The sequence below is a fragment of the Streptomyces sp. PA03-1a genome (genome assembly GCF_033792805.1).
GTDB lineage: Bacteria > Actinomycetota > Actinomycetes > Streptomycetales > Streptomycetaceae > Actinacidiphila.
The window spans coordinates 1-21,566 of sequence record NZ_JARAVO010000167.1; the positions used below are offsets into that span (position 1 = coordinate 1).

Below are 21,566 nucleotides of genomic sequence, written 5' to 3' on the forward strand. Positions count from 1 at the left end.
GGTCAGACGTCGAGGTCGACCGCGACGGGGGCGGGGTCGGAGGCGAGGCGGCGGTACTCGCCGAGGACGAGGCCGGCGAGGCCCGGGGTGAAGACGGGGTCGCCGACGGCGGTGCGGCGGACGGCGTCGAGGAGTTCCTCGCGGCCGGCGGACTTCAGCAGGTAGCCGGTGGCGCCGGACTTCACGGCCTCCAGGACGTCCGCGTGCTCGCCGCTGGCGGAGAGCACCAGCACCCGCAGGGCGGGGTTGTCGGCGATGACGTCCTTGCAGACCTGGACACCTGACAGGCCGGGGAGGTTGAGGTCGAGGACGAGCACCTCGGGCATGGCCGCCCTGGCGCGCCGTACCGCCTCCGGACCGTCGCCGGCGGTGGCGACCACCACGTATCCGGCCTCGGTGAGGTCGCGGGCCACCGCGTCCCGCCACATGGGGTGGTCGTCGACCACCATCACCTTCACCGCCATGACCCCAATCTCCTCCCTCACTTCGCGAGCCTCAACTCGACTTCTGTCCCCTGCCCGGGCACCGACACCAGTTCCGCCGTGCCGCCGAGGTCCCGGAGCCGGCCGCGGATGGACTGGGCGACCCCGAGCCTGCCCTCGGCCTCGGCGGCGGCGAGGCGGCCTTCGGGGATGCCGGGGCCGTCGTCGCGGACGCTGACCAGTACGGCCTCGGGTTCGTCCTCGACCAGGATCCAGGCGTGGGCGTCCTCACCGGCGTGCCGGCGGACGTTCTCCAGGGCGGCGCCCACGGCGGCGGCGAGTTCACGTGCTGCGCGGGCCGGGACGAGGACGGGGGTGCCGGGGGCCGCGACGGTGACCCGGGCACTGCCGTACGGGGAGAGCAGCGGGCGCAGGTCGCGGGGCGCGTCCGGGTCCTGGCCGGCGCCGGCCTCGGCGTCGGCGTCGGTGCCGGTGGCACCGCGGGGGGACGGCAGGGCGGCGGCGCCGTCGGTGACCAGGGCGCGCAGGGCGGCCTCCTGTTCGCCTGCCATGCGGCCCAGGGCCTCGGCCTCGCCGCCGATCTCGGCGCCGCGCCGCTGCACCATGGCGAGCACCTGCAGCACGTTGTCGTGGATGTCGCGGGCCAGGCGCTCCCGCTCGCGGGTGGCGGCCTCGATCTGCAGGGCGCGGGCGAGGGTGCGTTCGCTGGCGCGGGCGACCTCGACGACGTACCCGATGGCGATGCTGGCGATGGCCACCAGCAGCACGTTGTGGAGGGTGTCGCGCGCCGGGGCGCCGCGCTCGACGAGGTTGGCGCCGCCGACGAGGCAGGAGGCGGCGGCGGCCCAGCGCCAGCCGCCCTTGATGGCGAAGGCGAGCACGGAGCCGGCGGTCCAGATCGACGGGAGGGTGGGGCCGCCGTCGAGGATGCGCTGGTGCGCCTCGACGACCGGGGTGATGAGGATGCCGGTGATCGCGACACCGAGGTCGACGATGAGGAAGGGCCTGGTGCAGCGCTGGGGCGAGCTCACCTTGCCGACGGTGGCCAGCGTCCACACGGCGAGCACCGCCATGTAGGCCGCGCCCGCCAGGGGGTGTGCGTGCTCGTGGTAGGCGGCGGCGTAGAGCCCGATGGCGTACGCCGCGGTCAGCAACCGGTAGCCGGTCAGGGCGCGCCACAGCGGCTGCTCGACGGACATGCGGGCGACGCGTGCGGGCCGCGCGGCGGCGGACCCGCCGGGTCTCCCCCCGGTCGCGCCGGTCTTCTCCCCGGCCATGGGCCGTCCCCCCGTTTCCCCCTGGCGCGTCCGGCTAGGGCTCGCCGTGCTGTTGCTGCTGCTTCTTCGCCGCCTCGGCGATCTGCCGCTTGGCGGCGGTCGCGTAGATGTCCACGTACTCCTGGCCGGAGAGCTTCATGATCTCGTACATCACCTCGTCGGTGACCGAGCGCAGGATGAAGCGGTCGTGCTCCATGCCCATGTAGCGGCTGAAGTCCAGCGGCTTGCCGATCCGGATGCCGGGGCGCATCAGCTTGGGCATGACCTGGCCGGGCGGCTGGATCTTCTCCGTGTCGATCATGGCGACCGGGATCACGGGCGCGCCGGTGGCGAGCGCGATGCGGGCCAGGCCGCCGGGCTTGCCGCGGTAGAGGCGGCCGTCGGGCGAGCGGGTGCCCTCGGGGTAGATGCCGAAGAGCTCGCCGGCCTCGATGACCTTTATCCCGCTGTTGATCGCGGCCTCGCCGGCGCCGCGCGCGCCGGAGCGGTCCACGGGGAGCTGGCCGACGCCCTTGAAGAAGGCGGCGGTGAGCTTGCCCTTGATGCCGGGCGTGGTGAAGTACTCGGCCTTGGCGATGAAGGTGACCTTGCGGTCGAGCACGGCCGGCAGGAAGAAGGAGTCCGAGAAGGACAGGTGGTTGCTCGCCAGGATCGCCGCTCCCTGCTTGGGGATGTGCTCCATCCCCTCCACCCACGGCCGGAACGCGGCCCGCAGGGGATGCCCGATGGCGATCTTCATCACGCCGTACAACAACCGATGACCTCCTGTGTCTGACGGGAAGACCTTAACGCCAGATCCGCCGGTGCTCTCCCCCGGTGTCGGCCGTCCGCGTACTGTGAGGTATCGCTTTTCGCGCATTCCACCGAACAGGAGACGCACGGTGCCGCTGATGCCCGGAGCCGAGCCCTACCGCCACGACGGCGGCAAGGTCGGCGTCCTGTTGTGCCACGGATTCACCGGCACACCGCAGTCCATGCGGCCGTGGGCCGAGTACCTGGCCGAGCGGGGCCTGACCGTGTCCGTACCGCTGCTGCCGGGGCACGGCACGCGCTGGCAGGACATGCAGCTGACCGGCTGGGAGGACTGGTACGCGGAGGTGGACCGGGAATTCCGCGCGCTGTCCGAGCGCTGTGACCGCGTGTTTGTCTTCGGAATGTCGATGGGCGGGGCCCTGACCCTGCGGCTGGCCGCGCAGCACGGCGCCGCGGTCAGTGGCATCGCCCTGGTCAACCCCTCGGTCAAGGCCGACAGCCATCAGCTGAAGGTCGTTCCCCTCTTGCGCCACTTCGTCCCCACCGTGCCGGGCATCGCGAGCGACATCGCGAAGGAGGGCTCGCAGGAGGTCGGCTACGACCGCACCCCGCTGCGGGCGGTGCACTCGCTGAGCCGTTTCTGGACGCTGGTACGCCATGAGCTGCCGCAGGTGACGCAGCCGCTCCTGCTGCTGCACAGCCGGGTCGACCACGTGGTGCACCCGTCGAACTCGGCGGTCGTGCTGAGCCGGGTGTCGTCGACGGACGTCACGGAGACGGTGCTGGAGCGCAGTTACCACGTCGCGACGCTGGACCACGACGCGGAGACGGTCTTCGAGGAGTCGTACGCCTTCGTCGAGCGGCTGTCGGGTGCGGGAGAGCGGGCGGAGAAGGAGGACGCGGCCAGTGGCTGAGCCCGAGGAGGAGCGCCGCCAGGTGCCGGAGGGCGGCGAGCCGGAGCGCGCGCCGCTGGACGAGGAATCGGCGTGGGCCGAGATCGTCGCGGCGTACGAGAAGGACCCCGAGCCCGGGACGGGTTCCTGGCCCGAGGCCGAGGACGTCCCGGCCGCGGAGCGGGACGGCGAGGGCGGGGCCGACGGCGAGCGCGACGGGAGCGAGGGCACTGCGGACCCGTCCGCGCTGCCCGCGGCGCCGGACGCGACGCGCATCGTCATCCACCCCGTGCTGTCCGGTCCCCGTGACTACGCACTCGATGAGGACGCGGACGAGGGGCACTACGAGCCGCCGGAGCCGCCGCCGCTGCCGGAGGCGGACGTGACGACGAAGTTCGCGTGGCTGGCCGCCGTGGGCGGCCCGCTGCTGATCTTCGGCTTCGTCCTCTTCCAGGAACCGATGCCGTGGTGGGCTCTCACCGTCGGCGTCGGCGGCTTCCTCGGCGGCTTCGCCACCCTGGTGACGCGCATGCGTCCGGGCGGCGACGAGGACGACGACCTGCCGGGCGGCGGCGCCGTGGTCTGACCGGCGCCGCCGTCAGGCGGACGCGGGCACCTTGAGGGCGGCCAGGACCGGGAGGTGGTCCGTGGCCGCCCTCAGGTCGTACGGGGTGATGCCGGGCAGGCCGTGCGGCACCCCGCAGCCGAGGACCTCGATGCCGGGGGTCGTGAAGATCGCGTCGATCCGCTGGTGCGGGTCGTACGGGGTGGAGGTGTACTCGCCGCCCCAGGGCCGGGCCGCCCAGGCGTCCTGGAGGTCGTCGGCGAGCCGGCGGAAGGTGCGGCCGTTGGGGCGGTCGTTGAGGTCGCCGCCGACGACCGCGTACGGCTCGCCCATGGCGGCGAGCCGGTCCAGCAGCATGCCGCCCTGGTCGTAGCGCTCGCGGGCCTGCAGCGAGAGGTGGCAGCTGACGACGGACAGGCGGGCGCCGCCGACGCGCACGACGGCGGTGGCGAAGCCGCGCCGGTGCAGACCGGGCGTGCGGGGCAGCAGGACGTCCTCGGCGCGTTCCACGTGCACCCGCAGGGATGACAGCACGAGGGGGCCGGTGGCGGTGGCCCCGCCGGTGACGGCGACCAGGCCGCAGGCGCGGGCGAGGCGGGCGACGGCCTTGCGCCAGCGGAAGAAGCGGGGTGCCTCCTGGATCAGCGCGAGGTCGGGGTCGCAGGCGCGGATCACCCGGGCGAGCGCCGCGGTGTCGTCCCGCATGGAGCGGATGTTGTAGCTCAGCACGCGGACGACGGCGGAGCCGTCCGGCTCGGTACGGGACGCCGGCAGCTCCGGCAGCGGGCCCTCGCTCACGGGCTCACTGTAGCGGCGGCGCGGTCGCGCGGGGGCGTCGTGTGCCCGGCCGGGAAGCCGGGCGCCCCCGTCACTCCTTCGCCGGGAGTGACGGGGGCACCGGTGCCGGGCGGGTGACCGCCGGGGCTAGCCCTGGCGGGCGAGGTCGGCGGCGCCGACGAGGCCGGCCTTGCCGCCGAGCTGGGCGGCGAGTACCTGGGCGTGCGGCCGGTACTGGCCGCCGACCAGCCAGCGGCGGAAGGACTTGCGGATGGGCTCGAGGACGAGTTCGCCCTCGTCGGAGACGCCGCCGCCGACGATGAAGGCGGAGGGGTCGAAGAGCGAGGCCAGGTCGGCGAGCCCGGCGCCGGCCCAGCGGGCCAGCTCGCGGAAGGAGTCGATCGCGACCTTGTCCCCGTCACGCGCGGCCCGGCTGATGTGCTGGCCCTGGATGCCCTCGGGCGTGCCGTCGCCGAGCGACAGCAGCAGGGTGGCGTTCTCCGGCTGGGCGACGGCCCGCTGCTTGGCGTAGCGCACCAGTGCCCGGCCGGAGGCGTACTGCTCCCAGCAGCCCTGGCTGCCGCAGCCGCACAGCAGACCGTCCGGCACCATGCGGATGTGCCCGAACTCGCCGGCCACGCCGAAGCGGCCGCGGCGCAGCTTGTTGCCGATGATGATGCCGCCGCCGAGCCCGGTGCCGAGGGTGATGCAGATGACGTCGTCGTGGCCCGCGCCGGCACCGAAGCGGTACTCGCCCCAGGCGGCGGCGTTGGCGTCGTTCTCGACGACGACGGGCAGTCCGACGCGCTGCTCGACCTTGTCCTTCAGCGGCTCGTGGCGCCAGCGGATGTTGGGCGCGAAGAGCACGGTGGCACGCTTGTCGTCGACGTAGCCGGCGGCACCGATGCCGACGGCCTCGACCGTGTGGCCGACACTGACGTCGTGCACCGCGCTCGCGATGGCGTCGACGACGCCCTCGGAGGTCTGCGGGGTCGGCACCTTGACGATTTCGAGAATCGAGCCTTCCTCGTCGACCACGCCGGCCGCGATCTTCGTGCCGCCGATGTCGACGCCGATGGTGAGTCCCATGTATCCCTCAGTATTCGGTCGAGCCCCGCTGTGTCCAACCGTACCGGAGGGCGACCCGCGCCCTGTTCGGGCCCGATGCTCGTCCCGGGTCCGCGTCGCGCCGTTCAGTCCAGGTCGATGCGTTCGCTGGGCGGCGTGTCCCCGCCGGAGGTCCAGCGTCGTTCCTGCCCGCTCACCGCGGCGCGGTAGGCGGCCAGGAGTTCGGCGCCCGCGGCGGCGAGGTGGTCGAAGACCTCGGGGTTGCGCTCGACGATCGGCTCAACCGCCTGCTTGACCTGCGAGATCAGCCCCTGCGCCGCCATCTCGGCGGCGGGGGTGCGGAGCATCGACAGGCGGTCGGTGACCGCTTCCGCGAGACGCCGCAGCTCCTCGCCGGCACTGCCGGGGGTCTGTCCGCTCTGCTGCCGCCGGCGGGCGTTCTCCGCGGCGGTGTCCTCCGCGCTCGCCTTGGCCCAGGCGTCTGAATCGGTGTCGGGGCGGCCCGCGCGGTCCGTGGATTCGCTCATGGTGGCTCCGTAAGGCTCCGGGCTTGATACCCACGACGGTACCCGAACGGGGGCGGCACTTTCAGCGCTCAGCGGGGCCAAAGACCGGGATCCGGGGCGAACCGGACCTGCAGCGCGCCGTCGCGGAGCGCCGCACCGGCCACGGTGCAGCGGCGCAGCGCGGAGGGCAGCGGGAGGATGCGGCGGTATCCCTCGGCGTCGACGACGAGTTCGTCGCCGCGGCGTACGAGGTCGACGGTGTCGCGTGTCGCGCCCGGCAGGGGCAGCCGCCAGAGGAAGTGGCCCTCGGCTGCGAGCCGGTCCTCGGTGGTCCACGGCGGCGCCGCGGGGCCCTCGGGCGCGTCGGCGGGCGGCTGCGCGGCGAGCCGGGCGAGGTCCTCGGCGCAGCGCGGCTCCCGGCCGAGGTGGGGCAGTTCGTGGAGCGCGGTGGGCGTTCCGGCGAGTTCCGCGAGCAGGGCGCGCACTTCCTTGCGCCGGTGGGCGGCCAGTTCGGTCAGCCAGGGGTCCGGGGACTCGGCGGGCAGCATCCGGTTGGCGACCACGGCCTCGAGGCGGTGGCCGTACAGGGCCAGTCCGGTGCGGGCCCGGCGCACGGCGTCGGCGGCGTGCGTGCCGGGGGCCACGACGAGCCGGACGGTCGTGGCGGCGTCCTCGATCACGGCCTGGGCACCGGCCAGTTCCCGGTCGGCGCGGGCGGCGGCCTCGTAGGCCCAGGCGCCCGGCGCGGGCACACCGGCGAGCTGGGCGAGGACGGGGCGCAGGGCGCGGGCGGCCTGCCGCTCCTGGGGGACCAGCCGGGCGATGTAGCGGCGCAGTTGCGCGGGCAGCGCGAGTGCGGTGAGGGAGTCGTGGACCGGCGGGAGGTCGACGACCACCAGGTCCCAGCCGCCGGCGGTGTCCCGCAGGGCGCGCAGCAGCGCGAAGGCGTCGGCGCCGGGGAGTTCGGTCAGTTCCTCGGGGTCCAGCGGGGCCGCGCCGAGCAGGTCGAGCAGGGAGCCCAGGCGTTGCTGGACGGCCCCGGCGTCGGCCCGGAAGGCGGCGGCCGCGTCGACGCGCGCGGCCCACAGACCCGGTACGGACCCGACCGGCGCGATGGGCAGGGGCGCCCCGTCCGGCTGCGGACCGCCGCCGTCCCCGGACGGGGGCGGCACCGGGCCCAGGACCCCGTCGAGGGAGGCGTCGCGATCGGTGGAGAGCAGCAGCACACGCCGCCCGGGCGTGCTCGCGGCCACGGCCGTGGCGGCGGCGACCGTCGTACGCCCGGCGCCGCCCGTGCCGGTGACCAGGAGCGTGCGCACGTCAGCCCTGGGACTCGACGCGCTTCTTCAGGCCGGCGAGGGCGCGGTCGATGATGACCTTCTCGGCCTTGCGCTTGATCATGCCGAGCATGGGGATCTTGACGTCGACGGTCAGCTGGTAGGTGACCTCGGTGCGCTTGCCGTCCTCCAGCGGGGCCAGGATGTAGGCGCCGTCCAGGGTGCGCAGCATCTGGGACTTGACCAGGGTCCAGCGGACCTCGTGGTCGCCGACCCAGGTGTAGGCGAGGGTGTGGTCGTCCTTGATGGCGCCCGCGTCCAGGAGGAGCCTGACCTGCTCGGCACGGCCGTCGCCGCCGGCGGAGAGGATCTCCGCCTCCTTCACCTCGCCGGTCCACTCCGGGTACCGGGCGAAGTCCGCGATGACGCCCATGACATCGGCCGGGGCCGCGTCGATGGTGATGCTCGACCTGGTGTGTTCCGCCATCGCCGTGGCCCCTCCGGGACGTCGCGTCGTACCTGCTGTTGTATGTCTGCTGGTGAAGGCTACCGCCTGGTCGGGCGGCCGGAGACCGCCGGGGCGGTCACCATTGCAGTGCCCAGGGTGTCCGGGTGGAGTTGAAGTGGCCGACGTTGACGCATTCGGTCCTGCCCAGGCGCATCCGCGGCACGAGCGGCTGGTGGACGTGGCCGAAGAGCGCGTAGCGGGGGCGCACCCGGCGGATCGCGTCGAGCAGCGCCTCGCTGCCGCGTTCGAGGCGCCGGGCGACGGTGTCGTAGCAGAGCTCGGGGACGGCGGGCGGGATGTGCGAGCACAGCACGTCGACCTCGCCGAGGGCGGCCACCTTGGCGGCGTACGTCTCGTCGTCGATCTCGTACGGGGTGCGGTACGGGGTGCGCAGCCCGCCGCCGACGAAGCCGAAGACCAGGCCGCCGATCTCGGTGGTGGTGCCGTCGAGCACCGTGGTGCCGGGCCGGGCGTACTCCGGCCAGAGCGCGGGGATGTCGACGTTGCCGTAGGTGGCGTACGTCGGGGTGGGGAACGCGGCGAACAGCTCGGCGTACTGGCGGCGCACGGCGGCCTCGATGGCGGTGCGCCGGTCGGTGCCGAGCCCCGCCCACAGTTCGCGGTCGAGGGCGCGGGCCTCGTCCCAGCGCAGGGCGGTGCGCAGCCCGACCATGCGGGAGGCGTTCTCGGCCCCGAAGAGGTCGGGGAAGATGCCCCGCGAGTGGTCGGCGTAGTCGAGGAAGAGGATCAGGTCGCCGAGGCAGATCAGCGCGTCGGCGCCCTCACCGGCCTCGGCGAGGGCCTCGGAGGCGCCGTGGACGTCACTGACGACATGGACCCGCATGACGATCACTGTAGGACGCGCCGGGCGGGGTTGGGGAGGGCACACCGGGGCTGCGGTTACCTGCGGGTCACCGGGGGCCTCGACTAGGCTTCCGACCAGTGGATCCGCACGGTGTCGCGGCGGGCCTGCGGCGTGTGACGACGATGTGACACACAAAACATCTACACGGCACCCCCTACCGCTGAAGCTTTACCGGTGGGTAACGTCCAGGCCGTCCGTTCCACGCTCAACCATGCAGTGGACGCAGCCAGCACCGCCGCCGGCGCCGATGAGGAGCAGCAGTTTTGCGCGAGTTCAGCCTTCCGGCTCTCTACGAGGTCCCCGCGGACGGCAATCTGACGGATCTCATCCGCCGCAACGCCGCTCAGCACCCGGACGTTGCCGTCATCGCCCGGAAGACCGTGACCGGTGACTGGGCCGACGTCACCTCGACCACCTTCCTCGCCGAGGTGCGCGCCGCCGCCAAGGGCCTGATCGCCTCGGGCGTGCAGCCCGGCGACCGGGTGGCCCTGATCTCCCGCACCCGCTACGAGTGGACGCTGTTCGACTTCGCCATCTGGAGCGCGGGCGCGGTCACCGTCCCGGTCTACGAGACCTCCTCCGCCGAGCAGATCGAGTGGATCCTCGGCGACTCCGGCGCCGTCGCGGCCGTGGTGGAGACCGAGGCCCACGAGAAGTCCGTGGAGTCGGTGCGCGACCGCCTGCCGCAGCTGAAGCACGTGTGGCGGATCGAGGCGGGCGCGGTGGAGACCCTCGGCGCGGCCGGCACGGACGTCGCCGAGGCGACCGTGGACGAGCGCAGCGCCTGGGCCAAGGCCGACTCCCCCGCCACCATCGTGTACACCTCGGGCACGACCGGGCGCCCCAAGGGCTGCGTGCTCACGCACCGCGCGTTCTTCGCCGAGTGCGGCAACGTCGTGGAGCGCCTGAAGCCGCTCTTCCGCACCGGGGACTCCTCGATCCTGCTCTTCCTGCCGCTCGCGCACGTCTTCGGACGGCTGGTCGAGGTGGCCGCGATCATGGCGCCGATCAAGCTCGGGCACGTCAGCGACACCAAGAACCTCACCGGCGAACTGGCCGCCTTCCGCCCGACGCTGCTGCTGGGCGTGCCGCGGGTCTTCGAGAAGGTCTACAACTCCGCGCGCGCCCAGGCGCAGGCCGGCGGCAAGGGGAAGGTCTTCGACAAGGCCACCGACGTGGCGATCGAGTACAGCCGCGCGCTGGACTCGGCCGGCGGTCCCTCGCTCGGCCTGAAGTTCAAGCACAAGGTCTTCGACCGGCTGGTCTACAGCAAGCTGCGCGCCGTGCTCGGCGGCCGCGCCGAGTACTCGATCTCCGGCGGGGCCCCGCTGGGCGAGCGGCTGGGCCACTTCTACCGCGGCATCGGCTTCACGGTGCTGGAGGGCTACGGCCTGACCGAGTCCTGTGCGGCCACCGCCTTCAACCCCTGGGACCGCACCAAGATCGGCACCGTCGGCCAGCCGCTGCCGGGCTCCACGGTCCGCATCGCCGACGACGGCGAGGTCATGCTCCACGGCGAGCACCTGTTCGCGGGCTACTGGAACAACGAGGCGGCCACCACCGAGGCCGTCACCGACGGCTGGTTCCACACCGGCGACGTCGGGACGCTGGACGAGGACGGCTACATCACCATCACCGGCCGCAAGAAGGAGATCATCGTCACCGCGGGCGGCAAGAACGTCGCCCCGGCCGTGATCGAGGACCGCATCCGGGCCCACGCGCTGGTCGCCGAGTGCATGGTGGTCGGCGACGGCAAGCCCTTCATCGGCGCGCTGGTCACCCTGGACGAGGAGTTCCTGCCCCGCTGGGCCCAGCAGCACGGCAAGTCCGGCCGCAGCGTCGCGGAGCTGCGTGAGGACGCGGAGCTGCTGGCCGAGGTGCAGTCGGCGATCGACGACGGCAACGCCGCGGTGTCCAAGGCGGAGGCGGTCAAGAAGTTCCGTGTCCTGGCGACGCAGTTCACCGAGGAGTCCGGTCACGTGACGCCCTCGCTGAAGCTGAAGCGCAACGTGGTGCTGCGGGACTTCGCGGACGAGATCGCCGCGATCTACGGCAGGTGAGCCCGCGCTGACGGGCCCTCACCCACGTCGACGGTGGCCGCCGTACCCCTCGGGCGTACGGCGGCCACCGGCGTTCCTAGGTGATGCCGTCCCGGGCCAGGACCCTGGCCATGGTGCGCTCGGCCAGGGCGGTGATGGTGACGAACGGGTTGACCCCGATGGAGCCGGGGACGAGCGAGCCGTCGACGACGTACAGGCCGTCGTAGCCGTCCGCGCGGCCGTAGGCGTCGGTGGCGCTGCCGAGGACGCAGCCGCCGAGCGGGTGGTAGCAGAAGTCGTCGGCGAAGACCCGGTTGCCGCCGAACAGGTCGTAGCGGTAGATGGTGGCGTTGGCCCGGTTGACGCGGTCGAAGAGGGTCTTCGCGGCGGCGACCGAGGGCTGGTTCTGGGAGCGGGTCCAGTTCAGCACGGCCGCGTCGGTGGCCGGGTCGTAGACGAAGGTGCCCCGCTCGGGGTTCTTGGTGATCGCGAGGTAGAGGCTGATCCACGTCTCCAGGCCGATGGGGAGCGGGGCGATCTCGGCGAACACCGGGTTGGCGGCGTTGTTCCAGTCGTTGATGCCCATCACGGGGATGGTCGACTGGTGGGCGCCGGTGGGGTTCCACAGGTGGTTGGCGCGGCCGAGCATGATGTTGCCGTTGCCCGCCCAGCCCTTGCCGACGGCGGCGCTGAGGTCGGGCAGGGCGCCCGTCTCCCGGGCGCGCAGCAGCAGTTCGGTGGTGCCGAGGCTGCCCGCGGCGAGGAACAGGGCGCGGCAGCCGACCTCGCGGGTGGCGACGACGGCGCCGGTGAGGTCGGTCTGCGCCACCGTGAGCACGTAGGTGCCGTCGGGGTCGCGGCGGACCGCCTTCACGTGGCTGAGCGTCTCGATGGTGACGTTGCCGGTGCCGAGCGCGGCGGCGAGGTAGGTCCGGTCGAGGCTGCGCTTGCCGAAGTTGTTGCCGTAGATGACCTCCTGGGCCAGGGCCGACTTGGTGGCGGTGCCCGCGGCCTCGCGCTGCATGTAGTCGAAGTCGTAGACGTTGGGCACGAAGGTGGTGGCGAGCCCGGCCCGGGCGGCCTGGGCGCGGGAGACGCGGGTGAACTGGTACCACTCGGTGCCCTCGAACCAGTCGGGCGCGACGGTGTTGACGCCGAGCATGCGGTTGGCCAGCGGGAACCACGTGCCGTACATGGCGTCCGCGTCGACCTGCGGGAGGACCTCCCGGAAGTAGGCGCGGTCCGGTGTGACGGCCATGCCGCCGTTGACGAGGGAGCCGCCGCCGACGCCGCGGCCGACGTAGACGGACATGCCGGGGTGGTCGACGCGGTCCAGGACGCCGGGGTACGGGGTGATGTCCTTGTTGACCACGTCGAGCCAGAGGAAGGTGGCCAGGGGCGCCGCGGTGCGGGTGCGGAACCACATGGAGCGCCGGTCCGGCGAGGCGGTGTTGCAGAAGACCTTGCCGTCGGGGGCCGGCGTGTCCCACGCCCGCCCCATCTCCAGTACGAGGGTGCTCACGCCCGCCTCGGCCAGGCGTAACGCCGCGACCGCGCCTCCGTAGCCGGAGCCGACGACGACGGCCGGCGCGTAGCCGGCGGGCTCCCGGTCCGCCGCGGCGGCCGGGGAGAGCCCGATGCGGGTGAGACCCATCACGGATGCCGTCTGCAGGGCGGCGATGCCCAGAATCTGACGACGCGTCAGGTTTGCTGTCATGGGCGCATCATGGGCGGAACGGCGGATTCCGCCCATACCGTGCGCTCATGGTCTTTTACAAGAGGGCCTTGAGCCGCTCGGCGAGCAGATCCCACCGCCAGGCGTCCTCGACCCACTTGCGTCCGCGCTCGCCCATCCGGCGCCGCAGTTCCGCGTCGCCCAGCAGCACCAGGATCCGCTCGGCTGCCTCCGCGGGCTCCCCGCCGCGCACCACCCAGCCGGTCTCGCCGTCCAGCACCGCGTCCGGCGCCCCGCCGGAGTCGCCCGCGACGACCGGCAGGCCGGTGGCCGAGGCCTCCAGGTAGACGATGCCGAGCCCCTCGACGTCCAGCCCGCCCCGGCGCGTGCGGCACGGCATGGCGAAGACGTCACCGGCGCCGAAGTGCGCGGGCAGCTCCTGCCACGGCACGGCCCCGGTGAACCGCACCGACTCCGCCACCCCGGTCCGCTCGGCGAGCCGCTTCAGGTCGTCCGCGTACGGGCCGCCGCCCACGACGAGCAGGACGGCGTCGGGCTGGGCGGCCAGGATCGTCGGCATCGCCTCGATGAGGGTGTCCTGGCCCTTGCGCGGCACCAGGCGGGAGACGCAGACGACCACCGGCCGGTCGGTGAGCCCCAGCCGGGCGCGCACCGCCTCGCCGCCGGAGGCCGGGTGGAAGGTCTTCTCGTCCACGCCCGGCGGCAGTTGCACCATGCGCCCGGCGGCCTGCGGCGTCAGTGCCCGGGCGATCCGGGACCGGGTGTACTCGCCCAGGTAGGTGATCGTGTCGGTGCCCTCGCCGATCCGCCGCAGCAGCCCGCGGCTCGCGGGCAACTGCGCCCACCCCGCCTCGTGCCCGTGGGTCGTCGCCACCAGCCGGCGGGCCCCGGCCTTCCGCAGCGCGGGCGCCATCAGCCCGAGCGGGGCCGCGGCCCCGAACCACACCGAGGTGCAGCCGTGCTCGCGCAGGAGCGCGGCGGCGCGCCGGGTCACCCTCGGGGTCGGCAGCAACATCGTCGTACGATCACGTACGACCGGGAAGGGCTGCTCGGCGTCGAACGCGGCGACCTCGGAGCCGTCCCGCCAGGTCGACGCGTACACCACCACCCGGCCGGGATCGAGGCGCAGCGCCATGCTGTGCACGAACGCCTGGATGCCACCGGGGCGTGGCGGGAAGTCGTTGGTGACGATCAAGGTCTTGTCCATACGTCGCCGAGGGTATCCGGTGCGGTCCGCGGCAACCGACCGCGGCCCCTCGCGCGTCTAAGCTCCACAGCCTGTCCACGGGTGAGACCGGCATCGTGCATCATCACAGCAGAACCGATTCGACGAGGTGGACATGGCAGGCGACAGCGGCAAGCGGCTCCCGGTCGGGCCGGTCCTCGCCTGGGCGGCCACCCGGGTCGTGCTGCTGCTCTACGTCTTCAAGGTGCTCACCCTGTCCCCGCTGGACGTGACCACCGACGTCTCGGTGATCTACCACGGCTGGTACGAGGTCCTGCGGACCGGCACCTTCCCCCACCACGACGTCACCTGGCAGTACCCGCCCGCCGCCGCGCTCGCGGTGCTCGCCCCCGCGATGCTGCCGTTCCTCGACTACGCGACCGCGTTCTTCTGGCTCGCCTGCGCCGCCGACCTCGTCGCCTTCGCGCTGCTGCTGCGCGGTTCGCGCGGCGAGGGACGGCGGGTGGCCGGCGCCTACGTGTGGGTGCTGGGCGTGCCGCTGCTGGGGCCGACCGCGTACGCGCGCTACGACGTGATGGTCACCGCCGTCGCCATGGCCGCGCTGCTGGCGACGGTGCGCCGCCCCAGGGTCGCGGGCGCGCTGATCGCGTTCGGCGCGATGCTCAAGGTCTGGCCGGTGCTGCTGCTCACCGGGGTTCGCGACCGCCGGATCTGGACGGCGGCCGTGGCCGGGGCGGGCGTCCTCGCCCTGGGCTTCTGGCTGTGGATGCCGGGGGCCTTCGCCTTCCTGCGCTTCCAGGGCGAGCGGGGCACCGAGGTGGAGTCCCTGGGTTCCCTGGTCTTCCACATCGCCCGGCACCACGGCTGGCAGGGGCAGGTCCTGCTCAACTACGGCTCGGTGGAGTTCCTCGGGCCCTACGTGGGCCTGGTCAGCGACCTCGCCCTCGGGCTGACCGCGGTGGCCTTCGCGTGGCTGCTGCTGTGGCGGCTGCGGACCCGGACGTACGGCCCGAGCACGCCCTTCGACGCCGCGTTCACCGCGGTGCTGCTGTTCACCACGACCAGCCGCGTGATCAGCCCCCAGTACATGATCTGGCTGATCGGCCTGGCGGCCGTCTGCCTCACGCTGCGGGCCAGCGTGATGGCGCTGCCCGCGGTGCTGGTGCTGGCGGCGACGGTGCTCACCCTGTACGAGTTCCCGGTGCGCTTCGCCGACGTCGTCGGCAGCACCGACCTCGGCATCGCCCTGCTGCTGCTCCGCAACGGCCTGCTGGTCGCCGCCTCCGTCATCGCCTGCCGCCGGCTGTGGGTGGCTTCGACGGGCCTGCCGGAGAGGGCGCGCAGGGCGCAGGCCGCGCCTGAGCCCGAGCACGGCCAGGACGCCGAGAAGCTGCTGACCTGGTGAAGACCACCGTCACGGCCAGGCACTGCAAGCCCGCCGCGACGGCCAGCGCCACGCCGACGCCCACGAGCCCCAGCCCGGCCGGGCCCGCCAGCGCGTAGGCCAGCGGCAGCTGCACCGCCGTGCCCACCAGCGTCACCCGGACCAGCAGGGTGGCCCCGCCGCCGCCCTGGAAGACACCGCCCAGCGCGATGAAGCACCCCAGCAGCACCAGGTACGGGCCGAGGGTGCGCAGGAAGACCGTCCCGGCCGCCGCCACGCCGGGCTCCGCGCCGAAGGCGGCCATGACCCACGGCGCGGCGGGCAGCAGGACGACCGCCGCGAGGAGTCCGAGCCCACCGCCGAGCAGCAGGGCCCGGCGCCCGATGGCGTACCGCTCGTCGCGGCCGGCGCCCAGGTGGTACGCGGTGTGGATCGAGGCCGCCTGGCGCACGGCGTAGAAGCCCATCGTCGCCACGTACATCGCCTTGGTCGCGATCCCGTACGCCGCGACCTGGGCGACGCCCAGCCGGGCCACGATCGCCACCAGGGTCAGCGTGCCGGCCATCCGGACCAGGAAGTCCGCCGCCATCGGCGCCCCGGTCACGGCGGTACGGCGCAGCGCGGCCGCCACCGGTTCTGCGGGCGGCACCTGCGCGGCCTGCCGCACCAGGGGGTTGCGGCGCAGCAGCGCCAGCCCCGCGGCGAGGGCCACGGTTCGGCCCGCGACGGTGGCGACGGCCGCGCCCCGCACCCCGAGGGCGTGGATCAGGAACGGGTCGAGGAGCAGGATCAGCCCGCCCGCCAGCAGGGCGAGCCGCATCGGGGTGCGGGTGTCGCCGCCCCCCTTGAAGACCCCGTCCAGGGTGTTCTGTGCGTAGAACACCGCGGTGCCGGGGAGCGAGACCGCGAAGTACCCGGCCGCGAGGCGGACCGCCACCGGGTCGCCGTGGGCACCGAGCAGCAGCGCCGCCAGCGGCTCCCGGCACAGGAAGCCTCCGACGGCCACGGCCGGGGTCAGCAGCGCGCACAGCGCCCACCCGCCGCGCACCGCCGCCCTGACCGCCGCCGGGTCCCGCGCCCCGGCGGCCCGCGAGACCAGCACCGTCGTCCCCTGCGCGGCCATCAGCACCACCCCGAGCAGCACGTTCTCGGTGTTCGTGGCCACCGCCACGGCCGCGACGGCCGCTCCCCCGCCGCCGAGCCGCGCCACCCACAGCACGTCGATGATCCCGGCGACGACACCCGCGAGCAGTTCCAGGTAGACCGGGCCGGCCAGTGCGACCAGCCGGGCGCGGTGCGTCATGGGTCCCCTCCCCTCCGGTACCTCGATTCGAGATACCACGTTTAGAGGTAGCATCATGGCACCACACGGGCAAGTGCGAACGCATGATCGAGAAAGGTGGCGAACGGTGCTGGAGCTGACGATCCTGGGCTTCCTGTTCAAGGAATCCCTGCACGGCTACGAGCTCAAGGAGCGCATCGCCGCACTCAACGGCCACGTCCGCCCGGTCAGCGACGGCGCGCTCTACCCGGCCATCAACCGCCTCACCGCCGCAGGACTGGTCAGCGAGCACACCGAGCCGGGCGTCGGCGCCGCACCGCGCCGCGTGCTCTCGCTCACCGACACCGGGCGCGCGCGGCTGCTCGCCCGGCTCCGCGACCCCAAGCCGATCGAGATCACCGACTCCACCCGCTTCTTCGCCGTGCTCGCCTTCCTGAGGCACCTGCCCGACGCGACGGCCCAGGCGGCCGTGCTGCGGCGCCGGCTGGAGTTCCTGGAGACCCCCTCCAGCTTCTTCTACGACCGCGGCAGGCCGGTGCGCGCCGAGGAGGCGGACGACCCCTTCCGCCAGGGCATGCTCCGCGTAGCCCGCGCCACGGGCCACGCGGAGCGCGAATGGCTCACGGAGGCCCTCGCGGACCTCACCGCCTGAGCCCGGGCCGCCCGCGGACGCGCACGAGGCCCCGGCATCGAGGCGCGCCCCGCCGGGGAGGCGCACGGTGCCCGCGGCCCGTACGACGAGCTGCGGCGGCGTCCTTCCCTGCCACCGGTGCGCGCCGAGAAGGCGGACGGCCCCCGCCGCCAGAACGTGCCCCGCGCCACGGCCCACGCGGACGCGAACGGCTCACGGAAGTCCTCGCCCGGACCCCACCTCCCGGGCAGACCGCGCCGGGCGCGCGAGGGTGGCGCGTTCGGCGCGGAGCGCCTGCGCCGCGCCGGGCGCTACCCCGTGGCGGAGGCGAACGCGCGGGCGGCGGCGATGCGCTGGACGGGGGTGGGGTGCGTGCCGAAGAGGACGTGCAGCAGGCGCGGGGGGTCGGGGTCGGAGACGTTGGTGACGGTGAGGCGTCGCTGCATGGCGATGAACCGCTCGGCGTCCCGGGTCAGTTCCAGCGCGTGCACGTCCGCCCGCCGTTCGATCCGCCGGCTCAGGGCGCAGCCGAACGGCCCGGCGCACGCCGACAGCACCGCGGCCACCGCGGCCAGCAGGAACAGCCCGCGGGGGTCATCGGTGCCGTAGGAGGAGGCGGCCATGACCGCGGAGAGCACGCAGACCCCCGCCCCCGCGCCGACGGCGCCGAGCAGCGTGCCGCGCGGTACGTCGCGGTGCTTGACGTGGCCCAGTTCGTGGGCGACGACGAGTTCGACCTCCTCCGCCGGGGCCGTGCCGAGCAGCGTGTCGTAGGCGACGATCCGCCGGGTGCGGCCGAAGCCGGAGACGTACGCGTTGAGCGCGGTCGTCCGCCGGGACGCGTCGGCGACGAGCACCGCCCGCACGGGGATCCCGTCGCGCTCGGCCAGGGCCAGCAGCGCGTCGCGCAGGGGCCCGTCCTCCATCGGCCGGAAGCGGTTGAAGAGCGGTTCCAGCACGACCGGGGCGAGCCAGGACAGCACGACGGCCGCGCAGACGGCACCCAGGGCGGCCCAGGCCCAGCCGAGGCCGTAGTAGCCGTACAGCGCGGCCAGCACGAGCGGTACGGAGACGAGCAGCCCGCGCAGGACGTCGACGGCCCAGCCGCCCCAGCCCTGGGTGACGAGCCCGTAGCGGCGCCGGACGACGCGGACCCGGGCGGAGAACGGCAGGGTGACCGCCTGCTGGAGCAGCACCAGCAGCAGGCCGCCGGCCGCTACGCGGGAGGCCCAGGCGTCGCCGAACAGCCCGGTGAGGGCGGCGCCCGCGGGGGTCAGCCCCAGCACGAGCAGCAGCGCGAGCCCGGCGAGGCGGCCGCCGAGCAGGAAGGGCAGTTGCGCGCGGCGCAGCGCCCTGCCGCGCGCGGTCTCCTCCGGCGTGAAGTCCCCGTCCGTGGCGCTCATCCCAACTCCCCCTTGACGTAGGCCCGCCAGCGCTCGGTGAAGGCGTCCCCGTCGATGCCGAGCGTGCCGCGCAGATCCGCACCGGAACGGTACAGCGCGACCAGCCGGTCGGCGCCCCAGGTGTCGGCGATGAGCCGGCAGGCCAGCCAGGCGCCCTCGTACGCCTGGGCCTGCGCGAGCGCACCGGGCGCGAAGTCGGCGTCCGCGGGGAGGTGACCGGGCGGCCCCGAGGCCGTGACGTCCCGGCGCAGCTCGGGTGCCAGGCTCGCCGCCGTACGGCCGGAGTCCCGGTAGGCGACCCAGTCGGCGAAGCCCTCGGAGAGCCACAGCGGGGTGCGGGAGGTCGTCGCGGCGCGCGTGGCGACGTGGGTGGTCTCGTGGGTGAGCACGACCTGGCGGCCGAAGGCCGACAGCCCCGCGAAGGCCTCGGGGTTGACTATGACGCGTCCGGCGGGCGCGGTCCCGCTGCCGCCGACCTCCCCGGTGGTGACGGCCGCGACGCCCGCGTACGTCTGCGCCGGGGCGTCCAGGAGCTGCCCCATCCGCCGCAGCGAGGACGGCACTTCCAGCACCACCCGCCCGGTCCAGCCCTGTCCGCCCCAGGCCCGCCGCACCTGCGGGACGGCCCGGTCCGCGTCGGTGGCGTACCCGGCCAGTTCGGTTCGGTCGCCGGTGCCGAGGACGAGGCTGTGGCTGCCGCGGACGACGTGCAGCGGGCCCTGTTCCCACAGCAGGCCGCCCGGGTCGCCGTCGCCGGCCACCCGCCAGCGTCCGGTGCCGTCCGCGCGCAGCAGCAGGGACTCGTCGGTGGTGACCGGGGTGCTGTCGTAGCCCCCCAGGCGGTAGCGCAGCTGGACGCGGGCGGTCACCGGGTCCGCGCCCTCGGTGGAGACCAGCCGGTACGACCAGGAGACGAGCGGGAGCTCCTCCAGGTTGCGGAAGACCTGGCGCTCGGCGGCGTGCCGGGCGGGCGTCACATCGGCCAGGTACGCCTTCTCGTCGTGCCCCAGGACCGCGTCGGCCCGCCGTTCCAGCAGCTGCCTTACGACCGGTTCCCCGGGCCCCCCGTGCTCCGCCGTCCCGTCGCCCGCGGGTCCGCAGCCCGCGAGCAGCACCGCCGCGCAGCACAGCGCGGCGGCCACGGCGCGGGTCGGCGAGCGGAAGAGGGCCACGCCGCCGATCGTACGGTCTGGGCAGGGGCGGTCACGTGGGCCGGGTCACCGCCGAGATCGGCAGCATGGCGACGGGGTCGTAGCGGACCCGGGCGCCGGGGTACGGGGCGTGGATGACCTGGCCGTCACCGACGTACATGGCGACGTGACTGGCGTCGCCGCGGTAGATGACCAGGTCGCCGGGGCGGGCCTGGCCGAGCGGCACGTGCCGCCCGGCGTGCAGCTGGGCCTGGGAGGTGCGGGGCAGGCCCACGCCGGCCTGGCGGTACGCCCAGACCATCAGGCCGGAGCAGTCGAAGGAGCCGGGGCCGGTGGCACCCCAGACGTAGGGGGAGCCGACGGCGGAGCGCGCGGCGGCGACGGCCGTCGCGGCGCGTACGGACAGGGGGCCGAGGTCGGGGATGTCGACCATCCGGCCGGAACGGGAGGCACGGGCCTCCAGGCGGCGGGCGAGCCGGGCCCGGTCCTCCGGGGAGAGGGAGTTGACCAGGCGGGCGGCCGCCATCAGCTTGCGCTGCACGGCCTTCTTGCGGGCCGTGAGGCTGGTGCGGGCCCGCTCGAGTTCGTCGAGGCGTTCGGTGGCCCGGGAGCGTTCCTGGTCCAGGAACCGCTGGGCGGAGCGGAGTTCGCCCAGCCGCGCGTCGCCACGGCTGCTGATCCGGTCGAGGGTGGCGGCCCGGTCGAGGTAGGTCGCGGGGTCGGCAGAGAGCAGCAGGGCGAGGGTGGGGTCCACTCCCCCGCCGCGGTACTGGGCCCCGGCGAGCGTGCCGAGGTCGTCGCGGAGCCGGTTGACCCGCTCCTGGCCGCGCGCGGCCCGGTCCTGGAGCACCTCCACCTCGCGCCGGAGCCGCTGGGTGTTCTCACGGGCGGCGTTGAACTGCTCGGTGGCCCGTTCGGCCTGGGTGTAGAGGTGGTCGATGCGGGCAGCGACATCGACGGGGGTGTCCGCCGGGTCGGCGGCGGCCGTCTGCGCGGTGCCGGCCGCGCCCGCCATCGCGGCGGCGGCGGTGGCCGCCGCCGTCAGGACCGTGGCCCTGGAGGTACGCGGGGCCCGGCCGGGCTGCGGGATGCGTCGATGAGATGGCACGTCGGCTGACAGTAGTCAGCCGGACACGGGGAGTTCAAAGACCGGGTACCGCCGGGCGGCCGGGCGGGACTCCGCTTGCGCAGGTCACCGCCGGACCGTCACCGTACGAGATCACCCGATAGGTTCAACGGGCGTCGGCGCTTCCGGTCAGATCCGGACGCCGAACTGGAACGGCATGTTGTTGATGGACTCGTAGCGCACGACCGTACCGGTGCGCGGCGCGTGCAGGACCATGCCGTTGCCCGCGTACAGGGCCACGTGGTGCTGGTCGCCGTAGAAGATGACGAGGTCGCCGGGCGCGAGCTGGCCCATCGACAGGCGCGTGCCCGCGTTGGCCTGGGACTGGGAGGTGCGCGGTATCGAGGCGCCGGCCTGGGCGTAGGCCCAGGAGGTGAGGCCGGAGCAGTCGAAGGAGCTCGGGCCGGTCGCGCCGTAGACGTACGGCGAACCGATCTTGCTCTGCGCGGCCGAGAGGGCGGCGGCGGCGAGCGAGGAGGCCGGCGGAACGTTGCCCAGGTCGACGCGCTCGTTGGAGCGGTTGGCCCGGTTCTCCGCGGCGGTGAGGGAAGCACGCTGGGCGGCGGTCAGCGAGTTGAGGAGCTTCTGCGCCTCGGCCAGCTTCGCCTGGACTTCCTTCTTCTTCTTGCCCAGTTCCGTGCGGGTCTCGTCGAGCTCGTTGAGCTTGCTCGCGGCCTCCGCCTTCTGCTGGTTGAGGGTGCGCTTCTTCTCCGCGATCTGCTGGAGCGCCTCGGCC

At 73.9% G+C, this 21,566-nt stretch carries 20 protein-coding genes and 1 pseudogene; 5 read left to right on the forward strand and 16 right to left on the reverse strand.

Features of this window, described 5'->3' with window-relative positions; all coding sequences use genetic code 11:
• Positions 1-14: 14 nt before the first annotated feature.
• The 3 genes and pseudogenes from PV341_RS30760 to PV341_RS30770 form a co-directional block, all read right to left on the reverse strand.
• Positions 15-464 (reverse strand): annotated as a pseudogene (locus PV341_RS30760) (response regulator); the annotation flags it as partial.
• Between the two features lie 17 nt (positions 465-481).
• A complete protein-coding gene (macS, locus tag PV341_RS30765; RefSeq protein WP_500359547.1) occupies positions 482-1,642 on the reverse strand; it encodes a MacS family sensor histidine kinase in 1,161 nt (386 codons plus the stop codon).
• A 112-nt stretch (positions 1,643-1,754) separates the two neighbouring features.
• The gene (locus PV341_RS30770; protein ID WP_500359538.1) at positions 1,755-2,474 is read right to left on the reverse strand and encodes a lysophospholipid acyltransferase family protein; all 720 of its coding nucleotides are present in this window, start codon (positions 2,472-2,474) and stop codon (positions 1,755-1,757) included.
• 127 nt (positions 2,475-2,601) lie between these two features.
• Between PV341_RS30770 and PV341_RS30775 the strand changes: the two genes are divergently transcribed.
• Complete coding sequence (locus PV341_RS30775) at positions 2,602-3,387, forward strand: alpha/beta hydrolase (protein WP_499511399.1); 786 nt, start codon at positions 2,602-2,604, stop codon at positions 3,385-3,387.
• Positions 3,380-3,952 carry a hypothetical protein gene (locus PV341_RS30780; RefSeq protein WP_499511400.1) on the forward strand — a complete coding sequence of 191 codons (573 nt, stop codon included), beginning with the start codon at positions 3,380-3,382 and terminating at the stop codon, positions 3,950-3,952. Before PV341_RS30775 ends, PV341_RS30780 begins: the two co-directional genes overlap by 8 nt.
• Before the next feature lie 12 nt (positions 3,953-3,964).
• Here PV341_RS30780 and PV341_RS30785 read toward each other — a convergent pair whose 3' ends face one another.
• From PV341_RS30785 to PV341_RS30810, 6 genes are all read right to left on the reverse strand, one after another.
• Complete coding sequence (locus PV341_RS30785) at positions 3,965-4,729, reverse strand: endonuclease/exonuclease/phosphatase family protein (protein ID WP_500359540.1); 765 nt, start codon at positions 4,727-4,729, stop codon at positions 3,965-3,967.
• A gap of 126 nt (positions 4,730-4,855) precedes the next feature.
• The gene (locus tag PV341_RS30790; RefSeq protein WP_500329895.1) at positions 4,856-5,797 is read right to left on the reverse strand and encodes an ROK family glucokinase; all 942 of its coding nucleotides are present in this window, start codon (positions 5,795-5,797) and stop codon (positions 4,856-4,858) included.
• A 104-nt stretch (positions 5,798-5,901) separates the two neighbouring features.
• The gene (locus tag PV341_RS30795; RefSeq protein ID WP_500329896.1) at positions 5,902-6,303 is read right to left on the reverse strand and encodes a DUF5304 family protein; all 402 of its coding nucleotides are present in this window, start codon (positions 6,301-6,303) and stop codon (positions 5,902-5,904) included.
• Between the two features lie 68 nt (positions 6,304-6,371).
• Positions 6,372-7,601 (reverse strand): ArsA family ATPase, encoded by a 1,230-nt coding sequence (locus PV341_RS30800; RefSeq protein WP_500359542.1) that lies wholly within the window; start codon positions 7,599-7,601, stop codon positions 6,372-6,374.
• A gap of 1 nt (position 7,602) precedes the next feature.
• Entirely contained in the window at positions 7,603-8,046 is a 444-nt protein-coding gene (locus PV341_RS30805; RefSeq protein ID WP_499511405.1) for an SRPBCC family protein, read from the reverse strand.
• Positions 8,047-8,143: 97 nt separating this feature from the next.
• Complete coding sequence (locus PV341_RS30810) at positions 8,144-8,911, reverse strand: metallophosphoesterase family protein (protein ID WP_499511406.1); 768 nt, start codon at positions 8,909-8,911, stop codon at positions 8,144-8,146.
• A 284-nt stretch (positions 8,912-9,195) separates the two neighbouring features.
• Here PV341_RS30810 and PV341_RS30815 point away from each other — a divergent pair, with 284 nt between their 5' ends.
• Positions 9,196-10,992, forward strand: coding sequence for an AMP-dependent synthetase/ligase (locus PV341_RS30815; protein WP_500359543.1), 1,797 nt, complete (start codon positions 9,196-9,198; stop codon positions 10,990-10,992).
• Positions 10,993-11,068: 76 nt separating this feature from the next.
• On the opposite strand, the gene PV341_RS30820 is transcribed toward PV341_RS30815, so the two are convergent.
• Both PV341_RS30820 and PV341_RS30825 read right to left on the reverse strand, forming a co-directional pair.
• Positions 11,069-12,688 (reverse strand): GMC oxidoreductase, encoded by a 1,620-nt coding sequence (locus tag PV341_RS30820; protein WP_500329901.1) that lies wholly within the window; start codon positions 12,686-12,688, stop codon positions 11,069-11,071.
• Between the two features lie 55 nt (positions 12,689-12,743).
• A complete protein-coding gene (locus PV341_RS30825; protein WP_500329902.1) occupies positions 12,744-13,874 on the reverse strand; it encodes a glycosyltransferase family 4 protein in 1,131 nt (376 codons plus the stop codon).
• 133 nt (positions 13,875-14,007) lie between these two features.
• On the opposite strand from PV341_RS30825, the gene PV341_RS30830 reads away from it, so the two are divergent.
• Positions 14,008-15,258, forward strand: coding sequence for a glycosyltransferase 87 family protein (locus tag PV341_RS30830; protein ID WP_500329904.1), 1,251 nt, complete (start codon positions 14,008-14,010; stop codon positions 15,256-15,258).
• Here the strand turns inward: PV341_RS30830 and PV341_RS30835 are convergent.
• On the reverse strand, positions 15,140-16,540 hold the full coding sequence (locus PV341_RS30835) for an MATE family efflux transporter (RefSeq protein WP_500329905.1): 1,401 nt from the start codon (positions 16,538-16,540) through the stop codon (positions 15,140-15,142). The two genes, PV341_RS30830 and PV341_RS30835, sit on opposite strands and share 119 nt — an antisense overlap.
• A 106-nt stretch (positions 16,541-16,646) precedes the next feature.
• Here PV341_RS30835 and PV341_RS30840 point away from each other — a divergent pair, with 106 nt between their 5' ends.
• Positions 16,647-17,171, forward strand: coding sequence for a PadR family transcriptional regulator (locus PV341_RS30840; RefSeq protein WP_500329907.1), 525 nt, complete (start codon positions 16,647-16,649; stop codon positions 17,169-17,171).
• A 290-nt stretch (positions 17,172-17,461) separates the two neighbouring features.
• On the opposite strand, the gene PV341_RS30845 is transcribed toward PV341_RS30840, so the two are convergent.
• The 4 genes from PV341_RS30845 to PV341_RS30860 form a co-directional block, all read right to left on the reverse strand.
• A complete protein-coding gene (locus tag PV341_RS30845) occupies positions 17,462-18,553 on the reverse strand; it encodes a M48 family metallopeptidase (protein WP_500359544.1) in 1,092 nt (363 codons plus the stop codon).
• Positions 18,550-19,725, reverse strand: a complete 1,176-nt coding sequence (locus PV341_RS30850) for a hypothetical protein (RefSeq protein WP_500329910.1) — start codon at positions 19,723-19,725, stop codon at positions 18,550-18,552. Before PV341_RS30850 ends, PV341_RS30845 begins: the two co-directional genes overlap by 4 nt.
• A 31-nt stretch (positions 19,726-19,756) precedes the next feature.
• Positions 19,757-20,812 carry a C40 family peptidase gene (locus PV341_RS30855; protein ID WP_500329911.1) on the reverse strand — a complete coding sequence of 352 codons (1,056 nt, stop codon included), beginning with the start codon at positions 20,810-20,812 and terminating at the stop codon, positions 19,757-19,759.
• A 147-nt stretch (positions 20,813-20,959) separates the two neighbouring features.
• Positions 20,960-21,566, reverse strand: a 607-nt coding sequence (locus PV341_RS30860; protein WP_500359546.1) for a C40 family peptidase, incomplete at its 5' end; no start/stop codon positions are given.